Raw genomic sequence first — 10,965 nt, forward strand, 5'->3', positions numbered from 1 at the left:
GCAGGTGGTGGCGCGGGCCGGGAACCGGACGCGGGAACTGGCCGATCCGACCGCGCATGCCGAGGTGCTGGCCCTGCGCGCGGCCTGTGCGGCGGCAGGGTCCGAGCGGCTGCCGGGCCATGATCTTTACGTGACGCTGGAACCTTGCCCGATGTGCGCCGCGGCGATTTCCTTCGCCCGGGTGGCACGGCTGTATTACGGCGCCGCGGATCCGAAATCCGGGGGCGTGGCGCAGGGGGCGCGGGTCTATGCCCATCCGCAATGCCACCATGTGCCCGAAATCTATGACGGGTTGGCCGCGGCCGAGGCCGAGGGGCTGCTGAAGACCTTCTTCGCCGGGCGGCGCGGGGATCAGGCGGGCTGAGCCTGTTCGGCCAGTTTCACCATCACCCAAAGCGCGCGGTTCACCGGCACCGGAATGCCGAAGCGCTCGGCCCGGCGCAGGATTTCGCCGTTCAGATGGTCGATCTCGGTCTTGCGGCCGCGCATCATGTCCTGCGCGGTCGAGGAATATTGCGCCTGCATCTGCGTGGCGATGCCTTCGGCCATCTGCATCAGATCGGCCGGCAGCACCACGCCCGAGGCCGCGGCCACGGCCCGGCATTCCTCCATCACGTCGCGCATCACCGCATAGGCGCCGGGCTGGGCGGCGACCGGGCCATAGGGCTGGCGGGTCAGCGCCGACAGCGCGTTGAAGCAGCAGTTGATGGTGAATTTCACCCATTGCGCCACTTCGGCCTGATCCGAGACCTCGACGCTCAGCCCCGCCTTGCGCAGGCGCGCGGCGGCTTCCGTCGCACCGGGGCCGGGGCCGAAGATCAACTCGCCCCGGCCGTGATGGCGGACATGGCCGGGGCCGGCCATGTCGGTGGCCACATAGACCACGGCGGGAATGACCTGGCGGTGCAGGATGTCGGACAGGATCTCGGCATTGGAAATGCCGTTCTGGAACGACAGGACGGTCGCCCCGGGCGCCAGATGCGGGGCGATCTGCCGGGCGGCTTCGGCGCTGTCGCCGGATTTCACCGCCACGATCACGATCTCGGCCCCGGCCACCGCCGCCGGATCGGCGCTGGCCTGCAGCGGGACCGAGACCTTCTGGCCGGCTTTTTCCAGGATCAGCCCGCGCTCGGCCACCGCCTGGGCCAGAGAGGGGCGGCCGATCAGCGTGACCGTCTCGCCCGCCAGGGCCAGTTCGGCGCCGTAAGAGCAGCCGACCGCCCCCGCGCCCATGATCGCAATTCCCGTGCCGGCCATCTGCGTCTCCTGTTCTGCCGCGGTCAGGTTAGGCCGCGCGGCCGGCGGGGAAAAGCCCGGCTCTGCTCCCCCTGACGCCGCCGTGCGGGGCCTGCCAGAACGGGTCTGGCAGAGTGGTTCTGTCAGAAACGGATCGGGTCCATCACCGCATGTTCGATCACCTCGACGCCCGAGGGCAGGCCCGCCCGCAACGCCGAGGCATCCTGCGCAAGCAGGGGGAAGGTCTTGTAATGGCAGGGAATCACCCAGCGGAAGTTGAAATATTTCCGCGCCGCCCAGGCCGCGCGTTCCATATCCATCGTGTAATGGCCGCCGCAGCACAGAATGCCGATATCGGGTTTGTGGAGTTCCCCCATCCAGCCCATGTCGGCCATGATGTCGGTATCGCCCGAGACATAAATCGTGTGGCCCTCGCCCGAGATCATGAAGCCCGCGGGCGATCCGGCCGGCAGCAGCCCCTTTCCGGTGAAGTCGATCGAGGCGGAATGGGTCGCGTTCACCATCGTGACCTTTGCCCCGCCCAGGCTCAGCGTGCCGCCCTTGCCAAAGCCCGTGGTCTTGCAGCCGCCCTGCGCGTCAAGCCAGGTGGCGACTTCATGGATGCAGCAGACCGGAATGTCCTTTTCGGCGGCGATGGCGGCGGCGTCGCCGGCATGATCGCCATGGGCATGGGAGAGCAGAAGATGCGTCGCGCCCGCAAGCGCTTCGTCCCGGCGATCGGCGGGGAAGGACGGATTGCCGGTCAGCCAGGGGTCGACCAGCAGCACCGCCTCTTCGATCTCGATCCGAAAGCCGGAATGGCCAAGCCAGGTGATGTTCATCTCACGCTCCTCTTCTTGCATTATCGGCGCAAATGCCTGATTTCGGTCCGGGTTCCGCAGGCGGTGCGGGGTCGGCACTGCGCTTGTCCGACCGCCCCTGCCTTTGCCGGATCACGCCATGCCCAGCGGTTGGGCCCTGGCTGTTGTCGCAGCGCCGGATGACGGCGATGCGACGTTAACCTGTGTCTTATTCATTACTTGCAGGTCCGGCACAATTCTTTCACTGACGCCGGGCGCCGTTTTTCGGGACCTCGATCCATGATATTCGAACCGATAAAGGCCTATTGCGAACGGCAAGGCCCCGGGCTTTGGGAAGAACCGCTCAGCCTGATCGCCGCGACCGTGATGACGGTGGCGGCGCTGCACCTGTGGCGGCGGCTGGCGGGCAACAGGCCCTATCAGCTGCTGGCGCTGCTGCTGGCCGTCGTGGGTCTGGCCTCGATCGTGGTGCATGCCCGGATCAACGGGCTGACCACGGCGCTGGTCCTGTCGGCGATGGGGCTGTTTGCGCTGGCGCTGTTCTACCGCATGCTGCGCGATCTCAGCGGTCTGGCGCCGCTGCCGGCGGCGGTGGGCACGCTGATCTTCCTGCCCTTCACCGTGGCCGCCATGCCGCTTCTGACGCTGAGCGCCGCGGTCGAGGCCAATCTGGCGCTGGCGCCCTTTCCGATACTGATGCTGGGCATTGCCGCCGTGCTGCGCAGCCAGCATGCGGCGCTGGCGCGCGAAGTGTTTGTCGCGGCCCTGGGGCTGAGCGTGGCGATCGTGCTGCGCGGGCTGGATTCGCCGCTTTGCGCGGTCTGGCCCTGGGGCACGCATTTCCTGTACATCCTGCTTTCGACCGCGGCGCTGGTGCGGCTCTTGTCGGTGTTGGCGCGCCATGCGCTTGCAGCCCGGGGCGGTGGCGGCTAAACGGGTCGAAACAGGGGCCAGAGCCCCCCAGCGGAGACCCCAATGTCGATCGACACCGATACGGCGCGGAAGGTCGCGAAACTGGCGCGCATCCGTGTCGAGGAAGCCGACCTTCCGGCGCTTGCGGACCAGCTTTCCGGCATTCTGACCTTCATGGAGCAGCTGAACGAGGTGGATGTCTCGGGCATCGAACCGATGGTCAGCGTCACGCCGATGCGGCTGAAGCGCCGCGCCGATGTGGTGACCGAGGGCGGCATCCAGGATCAGGTGCTGAAAAATGCGCCGGAAGCGCGCGAGGGGTTCTTTGCCGTGCCGAAGGTGGTGGAATGACCGCGAACAGCCTGACCATCGCCGAGGCGCGCGACGCGCTGCGCAAGGGCGATCTGACCGCAACCGACCTGACCATGGCCTGCCTGACCGCGATCGACGCGGCCGAGGGGCTGAATGCCTTCGTCCACAAGACGCCCGAGATCGCGCTGGATCAGGCCCGCGCCGCCGATGCGCGGCTGCAGGCGGGCGCGGCGCCGGATCTGTGCGGCATTCCCTTGGGGATCAAGGATCTGTTCGCGACCCGCGGCGTGCCGACCCAGGCCGCCTCGAACATCCTGAAAGGCTTCAAGCCCGAATACGAATCCACCGTCACCTCGAAACTGTTCGAGGCGGGCAGCGTGATGCTGGGCAAGCTGAACATGGACGAATTCGCCATGGGCAGCTCGAATGAAAGCTCGTGCTACGGCAATGCGGTGAATCCCTGGCGCGCGGCCGGGTCGAATGCGCTTTTGACCCCGGGCGGGTCTTCGGGCGGCTCGGCTGCCGCCGTGGCGGCCGATCTGTGCCTGGGCGCCACCGGCACCGACACGGGCGGCTCGATCCGCCAGCCCGCCGCCTTCACCGGCATCACCGGGATCAAGCCGACCTATGGCCGCGTGTCGCGCTGGGGTATCGTGGCCTTCGCCTCGTCCTTGGATCAGGCCGGGCCGATGGCCAAGACCGTGCGCGATGCGGCGATCCTGTTGCAGGCGATGGCCGGGCATGACCCGAAGGATTCGACCAGCGCCGACATTCCGGTGCCGGATTTCGAAGCGGCGCTGACCGGCGACATCAAGGGCAAGGTGATCGGCATTCCGCGCGAATACCGCATGGACGGCATGCCGGCCGAGATCGAGGCGCTGTGGCAGCAGGGCATCGCGATGATGCGCGATGCCGGGGCTGAAATCCGCGACATCAGCCTGCCGCATACCAAATACGCGCTGCCGGCCTATTACGTCATCGCGCCGGCCGAAGCCTCGTCGAACCTCGCGCGCTATGACGGGGTGCGCTATGGCCACCGCGCCAAGCTGGGGCAGGGCGACGGCATCACCGAGCTGTATGAAAAGACCCGCGCCGAAGGCTTCGGCAAGGAAGTGCAGCGCCGGGTGATGATCGGCACCTATGTGCTGTCGGCCGGTTTCTACGACGCCTATTACAACCGCGCCCGCCGGGTTCGCGCGCTGATCAAGCGCGATTTCGAGACGGTCTTCGCCGAGGGCGTCGATGCGATCCTGACCCCGGCCACCCCCAGCGCGGCCTTTGGCCTGGGCGAGATGGCCAATGCAACGCCGGTCGAGATGTATCTGAACGACGTCTTCACCGTGACGGTCAACCTGGCCGGCCTGCCGGGCATCTCGGTTCCCGTGGGGCTGGATGGCAAGGGCCTGCCCCTGGGGCTGCAGCTGATCGGCAAACCCTGGGACGAGGCGGGGCTTCTCAATCACGCCTATGTGCTGGAGCGTGCCGCGGGCTTTGTGGCCAAAGCGGAAAAATGGTGGTAAGGGGCGCGAAATCGCGCCGCCGCCTGGCGAAAACCACCTCTTTGAGGCAGTTATGATGATCCGCCGTACCGCCGTTCTGCTTGTTCTGACCTCGGTCGCCGCCTGTACCCAAAGCGTGCCGGATTCCGGCGCGGGCGTGGGCTTCCAGGATTACAACAGCTATATCCGCAACACCTCGGCGCCGCCGGCCGGCTTCGATCCGGCGCTGCCGTCTTCGGGTTCGGGCACGGCGACCGGCGCGGGCTTTGACCCGGCCGCTGCCTCGGCCGCGATCGACCGCGCCGAAGGCACGGGCGCGCCGGCTGCCGCCACGCCGACCTATGCGCCCCCCGCCGCGGCCTCGGGCACCCGCCCGCGGGGCGGCGCCCCGGCCGGGATCAAGGAAGAATCCGGCGAGATGGCGCATGTCAATCCGTCGATCTCGGACGAGCAGGATTTCAACGCCGTCGCGTCGCGGGAAACCATCGCCTCGGACAAGGAACGGATCGAGCAGAACCGGGCGCAATATGTGGTTGTCCAGCCGAAGGACCTGCCGGTGCGTCCGGGCGATACCGGCCCGAACATTGCCGATTTCGCGCTGAAGACCACCAACAATCCCGGCACGCCGCTGTATCACCGCTCGGGCAGCGGGCGCGGCTCGGCCAATGCCTGCGCCAAATACGCCTCGCCCGATCTGGCCCAGCAGGCCTTCCTGGCCAAGGGCGGCCCCGACAAGGACCGGCTTAACCTGGATCCCGATGGCGACGGCTTCGCCTGTGACTGGGATCCGCGCCCCTTCCGCAAAGCCCTGCAGTGACGGCATCCGCCCCGGCCTACCCTTCGCCGAACCATGGCGAAAGGCGGGGCGGGCTGCGGCCCTCGCTGGTGGTGATCCATTACACCGCGATGGAAAGCTGCGCCGCGGCGCGCGAGCGGCTGTGCGATCCCGCCGCCGAGGTTTCGGCGCATTGGCTGATTTCCGAGACCGGCCAGGTCGAGGCGCTGGTGCCCGAGACGGCGCGGGCCTGGCATGCCGGCGCGGGCCAATGGGCGGGGCGGGGCGATGTGAACAGCCGCTCGATCGGGATCGAACTGGCCAATCGCGGCACCCATCCCTTCCCCGAGCCGCAGATGGCGGCGCTGGAGCAGCTTCTGCGCGACATCCTGGCGCGCTGGCAGATCCGGCCTGCCGGGGTGATCGGCCATTCCGACATGGCGCCGGGGCGCAAATCCGATCCGGGCCCGCGCTTCGACTGGCAGCGGCTTGCGCGGCAGGGGCTGGCGATCTGGCCTGACGCCGTGCCCGATCTCGGACCGGGGGCGCCGCTGCCGGGTCTGGCGTTCCGCGATCTGGCGGGGCAGGCGGGCTATGACCCGGATCTGCCCGAGGATCTGCTGCTGCAGGCCTTCCGGCTGCGCTTCCGGCCCTGGGCCTCGGGCCCGGTCGACGCCACCGATCTGTGCCTTGTGGCCCAGGTGGCACGCTTGACCGTTGACGGCGGCGGGCCGGGCGTCTAAGCGCTGGCCCGCGCGGATGGCTGGATGACCGCGAGGGGCAACCTTCGAGGAAAGTCCGGACTCCATGAAGCAAGGGTGCCGGGTAACGCCCGGCGGGGGCAACCCCAGGGAAAGCGCCACAGAGAACAGACAGCCCTACCTGTAGGGCCAAGGTGAAACGGTGGGGTAAAAGCCCACCGCGGGACGGGCAACCGGACCGGCACGGCAAGCCCCACCCGGAGCAATGCCGAATAGGGGCCTCGCGCGGGTCTGTGTCCGAAAGGATACCGCCGCAGGGATGCTTCAGCCCGAGAGGCCCGGGTTGGCAGCTGGACCCCGCCGGTAACGGCGGGGCGAGAGGAATGGTCATCCAGGGCGGTTCGCCGCCTGGACAGAATCCGGCTTACAGGCCATCCGCGCAAATCCCGGCCCGCCGCCCGGCGGGGATTTTCCGCAAAATTCCCCTGCGGCCTCTGGCCTTCGCAGCCGCAGCAGGCTTAGCTGGCGCGGCACGAACACAGGAGACGGCGATGGCAGATCAGGGGCAGGGCGATGGCGGGATCCATCCGGTGGCGCGCAACCAGCCGCCCTTCGCGCAGTTCCTGGGCCTGCGGCTGTTGTCGGCCCATCCCGACCGGGTCGAGGCGGAAATGCCTGTCGTGCCCGAACTGATCAACCGCAACGGAGTTCTGCATGGCGGCGCGATCATGGGGATCGCCGACAATGTGGGCGGCACGGGCGCCTTCATGAACCTGGCCGAGGGCGAGGGCACGACCACGGTCGAATCGAAGACCAATTTCCTGCGCGCCGTGCCCGCGGGCGATCTGTTGCGCGCGGTGGCTGTGCCGCTGCATATCGGGCGCAAGACCCAGATCTGGCAGACCACGCTGTACCGCGGCGATGGCAAGGTCGCGGCGATCGTCACCCAGACCCAGCTGACGCTGCGCGCGGGCGACCGCTGAAACCGCAGCAAATCGCGCCGAAAGCTGCGGTTTGGCTGTTGACTCTGGCCCTGCCGTGACTAAAAGGCGGGCTTCAAGGATTTCGCGGGAAAGCGGTGCTTTCCTGGCTCAGGAGATACGACAATGGCGAAGCCGACGACGATCAAGATCCGTCTGAACTCGACGGCGGGCACCGGGCACTTCTATGTGACCAAGAAGAACGCCCGCACCATGACCGAGAAGATGGTTGTGAAGAAGTACGATCCCGTGAAGCGGGAGCATGTCGAATACAAGGAAGGCAAGATCAAGTAAGATCTGCCGATCCTGCAGGACCAGGGGCCGCGCCGCAGGGTGCGGCCTTTTGCTTTTCATCCCTTCGCGGAGGGCTGTCATGCAGCGCATCATGATTGTGGGTCAGCCCGGCTCGGGCAAGTCGACGCTGGCGCGGGAACTGGGGCGGCGCACCGGCCTGCCGGTCGTGCATATCGACCATATCCATTGGCAGCCCGGCTGGATCGAACGGCCGCGGGCCGAGAAGACCCGTCTGTGTCATGCGGTCGAGGCGCAGGAGCGCTGGATCTTCGAGGGCGGCCATTCCGAGACCTGGGCCAACCGGCTGGCGCGGGCCGAGATGCTGATCTGGCTGGACCTGCCGGTCGGGCTGCGGCTGTGGCGGGTGGCCAAGCGCACGGCGGTCTGGCACGGGCGCAACCGCCCCGACCTGCCCGAAGGCTGCCCCGAGGGGCTGCATCGCGAAAGCCTGGCCTTCTGGCGCTTCATCTGGCGCACCCGGCGCAGCGCGCGCGAGGGCATTCGCCGGCTGGTGGCCTCGGCCCCGGCGGGCAAGCGCATCGTGCATCTGCGCAGCCGGGCCGAGATCCGGCGCTTTCTGGCGGATTGGCCGGCACAGGCCGGCGCCAAATGAAAAGGGCCGGGGTTTCCCCCGGCCCTTCGGTCTTTCCGACCCTGCGCTTATTCGCGGTTGCCCAGGAATTGCAGCAGGAACATGAACAGGTTGATGAAGTCCAGGTACAGGTTCAGCGCGCCCATGATCGCGGCCTTGCCCAGCCACTCCTGATCCATCGACGCGGCATGTTGGATATAGGTGTTCTTGATGTTCTGGGTGTCCCAGGCGGTCAGGCCGGCGAAGATCAGCACGCCGATCGCCGAGATCGCGAAGGCCAGGCCGTCCGATTGCAGGAACCAGTTGACGATCATCGCGACGATCAGCCCGATCAGGCCCATCATCAGGAAGGCGCCCATCGGCGCAAGATCGCGCTTGGTCAGATAGCCGTAGAGCGACAGCGAGGCGAAGGCGATTGCGGTGATCAGGAAGGTCTGCGCGATCGAGGCCCCGGTGAAGACCAGGAAGATCGACGACAGCGACAGGCCCATCAGCGCCGCATAGGCGTAGAAATACAGCTGCGCCGCAGCGGCCGACAGACGGTTGATCACCGCGCCGAACAGGAAGACCATCGCCAGCGGGGCCAGCATGATCACCCATTTCAGCGGGCTGGCATAGATCGCCGAGCCGAAGCTGTTGATCAGCGTGCCGTTCGGCAGTTGCAGAACCGCGTCGGCCGGATTGGTGGTGGTCGACAGGCCGGAAATCGCCCAGGCGGCGCCGCCGGTCACCAGCATTGCCACGGACATCAGCCCGTAGACCTTGTTCATATGGGCCTTGAGCCCTTCGTCAATCTGCGCACGCGCGCCGACGCCGACGCTGCGTACGGTGTCAAATTGTGCCATCATCTGCCTCCGATGTTGTCCCTAAGGGCAACGCCGATTTGGCCGGCGGTACCGCTAGGCGGAAATATCGGGGTTGGCGACGCGCATTTCAAGAATTTCCGACAGGAATTTCGCAGGTTTGCGTGATCGGCGCGACCGGCGTCTTCCAATGGCCGGGCGCGTTCCAGGCCGGCAGGGCGGCCTCGGCCAGGGCCTGGGCGCGGCTGATGCCGATATCCGCCAGCAGACGCGCGTCCAGCCGCAACAGCGCCTGCCTTTGCCGCCGCCGCGCCGCGGCCCGGGGCAGGGCCGAGAAGATCCGGGAAAGAAGGGAAAAAGCCAGGGCCATGGCGGTCGCTCCATCATCAGTGGGTGTGATCTGTGCCACCCGGTGCATCATTTCTGTTGATCCATATCCCGGAGTTGGTGCATGAGGGAAACGAATGATTGTGACGGCGTGAATCAGGAATCGTGATATGGCGCGCAACCTAGACCTGGCCTCGATCCGCTCTTTCGTCACCGTGGCCGATGTGGGCGGGGTGACGCGGGCGGCGGGCTTTCTGAACCTGACGCAATCTGCCGTGTCGATGCAGATCAAGCGGCTTGAGGAAAGCCTGGGTCAGACGCTGTTCCTGCGCGCGGCCAAGAAGCTGGCCTTGTCGCCCGAGGGCGAGCAGTTGCTCAGCTATGGCCGCCGGCTGATCGCGCTGAATGACGAGGTCCTGTCGCGGTTCGCCGCCGGCGCCTGCGAGGGCGAGATCCGGCTGGGCGTGCCGCATGACATCGTCTATCCGGCGATCCCGGGCATTCTGAAGCGGCTGGCCCAGGCCTATCCGCGGGTGCGGATCAATCTGGTCTCGTCCTTCACGCTGCTGATGCGTCAGGAATTCGCGCAGGGCGCGTTTGACGTGATCATCACCACCGAGAACAACCCCGATCCCGCGGCCGAGGTGCTGGGCGGGCGCGGGCTGGTCTGGGTCGGGGCGCCCGACGGCACCGCCTGGCAACGGCGGCCGCTGCGGCTGGGCTTCAAGGACAGCTGCATCTTCCGCCCCCAGGCGCAGGCGGCGCTGGATGCGGCGGGCATTCCCTGGGAAATGGCGACGGGCGGCGAAAGCGAACAGGCGGTCGAGGCGACGGTGGCGGCCGATCTGGCCGTATCGGTGCGGATGCAGGGCAGCATCCCCGAGGGCACGGCGCAGATCGGCGGCGACAACAGCCTGCCGCGGCTGGGCGAGATGAAGATCGCGCTCTACCGCAGCCCGCGGCGCAAGGATGAGGTGATGGAGCTGCTGCTGTCCGAACTGCGCTGCGCCTACGGCGCCTGAAGATCGGCGACCTGCAGCACCAGCTTGCCCGTGGCACTGCGGTTGCGCAGCGCCTCCAGCCCCTGGGGCAGGGCGTCGAAGGGCAGGATCTGCGAGACATGGGGGGCAAGCCGCCCCTCCTGCCACCAGCGCGTCAGCGTGGCCAGGCTGCCGGTCAGCAGATCGGGCGCGAAATCGGCATAGCCGCCCCACCAGAAGCCCGCGACGGTGATGTTGCGCACCAGAAGCTGGTTCAGCGGCACCTGCGGCACCTCGCCCCCGGCAAAGCCGATGGCCAGCATCCGCCCGCCCGGCCGCGTGGCGCGCATCGCGGCGTCAAAGCCCGGGCCGCCCACCGTATCATAGGTGACGTCGATCCCGCCCAGGTCGCGCAGCTGTTCCTTTAGGCCGGGCAGGCCGGGCACCGTGCTGTCGATCACCAGGTCGGCGCCGGCCGCGCGGGCGATTTCCGCCTTCTCCGCCCCCCGGACCGAGGCGATCACCCGCGCGCCCATCAGCCGGCCGATCTCGACCGCGGTCAGCCCGACCCCGCCCGCGGCGCCGGTGACGAACAGCGTCTCGCCGGGGCGCAGCGCGGCCACATGGCCCAGTGCAAGATGCGAGCTGCCATAGGCAATCTGAAAGCCCGCGGCGATCGGGAAGGGCATGGTCTCGGGCAGGGGCAGCACCCGCCCGGCCGGCACGGCCACCC

The 10,965-nt window shown here is 67.7% G+C and carries 15 protein-coding genes and 1 other RNA gene; 11 read left to right on the top strand and 5 right to left on the bottom strand.

Annotation, left to right across the window (positions count from 1 at the left end; all coding sequences use genetic code 11):
- A partial coding sequence (locus tag K1Y73_RS19820) for a nucleoside deaminase (RefSeq protein ID WP_225030026.1) occupies nucleotides 1–364 on the top strand: 364 nt, incomplete at its 5' end.
- Here K1Y73_RS19820 and K1Y73_RS19825 read toward each other — a convergent pair.
- Nucleotides 352–1,257, bottom strand: a complete 906-nt coding sequence (locus K1Y73_RS19825; RefSeq protein WP_225030027.1) for a ketopantoate reductase family protein — start codon at nucleotides 1,255–1,257, stop codon at nucleotides 352–354. The two genes, K1Y73_RS19820 and K1Y73_RS19825, sit on opposite strands and share 13 nt — an antisense overlap.
- A gap of 122 nt (nucleotides 1,258–1,379) precedes the next feature.
- Nucleotides 1,380–2,078: a metal-dependent hydrolase gene (locus K1Y73_RS19830; RefSeq protein WP_225030028.1), complete on the bottom strand. Its 699-nt coding sequence runs from the start codon at nucleotides 2,076–2,078 to the stop codon at nucleotides 1,380–1,382.
- 258 nt (nucleotides 2,079–2,336) lie between these two features.
- On the opposite strand from K1Y73_RS19830, the gene K1Y73_RS19835 reads away from it, so the two are divergent.
- The 9 genes from K1Y73_RS19835 to K1Y73_RS19875 all read left to right on the top strand — a co-directional run bounded on the left by K1Y73_RS19835 (nucleotide 2,337) and on the right by K1Y73_RS19875 (nucleotide 8,143).
- On the top strand, nucleotides 2,337–2,990 hold the full coding sequence (locus tag K1Y73_RS19835) for a hypothetical protein (RefSeq protein ID WP_225030029.1): 654 nt from the start codon (nucleotides 2,337–2,339) through the stop codon (nucleotides 2,988–2,990).
- Nucleotides 2,991–3,032: 42 nt separating this feature from the next.
- Nucleotides 3,033–3,320, top strand: coding sequence for an Asp-tRNA(Asn)/Glu-tRNA(Gln) amidotransferase subunit GatC (gatC, locus tag K1Y73_RS19840; protein WP_225030030.1), 288 nt, complete (start codon nucleotides 3,033–3,035; stop codon nucleotides 3,318–3,320).
- Complete coding sequence (gene gatA, locus K1Y73_RS19845) at nucleotides 3,317–4,801, top strand: Asp-tRNA(Asn)/Glu-tRNA(Gln) amidotransferase subunit GatA (RefSeq protein WP_225030031.1); 1,485 nt, start codon at nucleotides 3,317–3,319, stop codon at nucleotides 4,799–4,801. Before gatC ends, gatA begins: the two co-directional genes overlap by 4 nt.
- Before the next feature lie 55 nt (nucleotides 4,802–4,856).
- Nucleotides 4,857–5,597, top strand: a complete 741-nt coding sequence (locus K1Y73_RS19850) for a hypothetical protein (RefSeq protein ID WP_225030032.1) — start codon at nucleotides 4,857–4,859, stop codon at nucleotides 5,595–5,597.
- Nucleotides 5,594–6,298, top strand: a complete 705-nt coding sequence (locus K1Y73_RS19855; RefSeq protein WP_225030033.1) for an N-acetylmuramoyl-L-alanine amidase — start codon at nucleotides 5,594–5,596, stop codon at nucleotides 6,296–6,298. The genes K1Y73_RS19850 and K1Y73_RS19855 overlap by 4 nt, the downstream gene beginning before the upstream one ends.
- A gap of 12 nt (nucleotides 6,299–6,310) precedes the next feature.
- Nucleotides 6,311–6,699, top strand: an RNA gene (gene rnpB, locus K1Y73_RS19860) — RNase P RNA component class A.
- Between the two features lie 108 nt (nucleotides 6,700–6,807).
- Nucleotides 6,808–7,239, top strand: a complete 432-nt coding sequence (locus tag K1Y73_RS19865; RefSeq protein ID WP_225030034.1) for a PaaI family thioesterase — start codon at nucleotides 6,808–6,810, stop codon at nucleotides 7,237–7,239.
- Nucleotides 7,240–7,362: 123 nt separating this feature from the next.
- A complete protein-coding gene (gene rpmG, locus K1Y73_RS19870) occupies nucleotides 7,363–7,530 on the top strand; it encodes a 50S ribosomal protein L33 (protein WP_023666545.1) in 168 nt (55 codons plus the stop codon).
- Nucleotides 7,531–7,609: 79 nt separating this feature from the next.
- Nucleotides 7,610–8,143: an AAA family ATPase gene (locus K1Y73_RS19875; RefSeq protein ID WP_225030035.1), complete on the top strand. Its 534-nt coding sequence runs from the start codon at nucleotides 7,610–7,612 to the stop codon at nucleotides 8,141–8,143.
- Nucleotides 8,144–8,190: 47 nt separating this feature from the next.
- On the opposite strand, the gene K1Y73_RS19880 is transcribed toward K1Y73_RS19875, so the two are convergent.
- Nucleotides 8,191–8,967: a Bax inhibitor-1/YccA family protein gene (locus tag K1Y73_RS19880; RefSeq protein WP_225030036.1), complete on the bottom strand. Its 777-nt coding sequence runs from the start codon at nucleotides 8,965–8,967 to the stop codon at nucleotides 8,191–8,193.
- Between the two features lie 88 nt (nucleotides 8,968–9,055).
- Nucleotides 9,056–9,295, bottom strand: a complete 240-nt coding sequence (locus tag K1Y73_RS19885) for a DUF1127 domain-containing protein (protein WP_225030037.1) — start codon at nucleotides 9,293–9,295, stop codon at nucleotides 9,056–9,058.
- A 127-nt stretch (nucleotides 9,296–9,422) separates the two neighbouring features.
- On the opposite strand from K1Y73_RS19885, the gene K1Y73_RS19890 reads away from it, so the two are divergent.
- Nucleotides 9,423–10,274: a LysR family transcriptional regulator gene (locus K1Y73_RS19890; protein WP_225030038.1), complete on the top strand. Its 852-nt coding sequence runs from the start codon at nucleotides 9,423–9,425 to the stop codon at nucleotides 10,272–10,274.
- Here K1Y73_RS19890 and K1Y73_RS19895 read toward each other — a convergent pair.
- On the bottom strand, nucleotides 10,262–10,965 hold a 704-nt coding region (locus tag K1Y73_RS19895; protein WP_225030039.1), incomplete at its 5' end, for an NADPH:quinone oxidoreductase family protein. The two genes, K1Y73_RS19890 and K1Y73_RS19895, sit on opposite strands and share 13 nt — an antisense overlap.

This window comes from Xinfangfangia pollutisoli (assembly GCF_020179405.1).
GTDB lineage: Bacteria > Pseudomonadota > Alphaproteobacteria > Rhodobacterales > Rhodobacteraceae > Pseudogemmobacter > Pseudogemmobacter pollutisoli.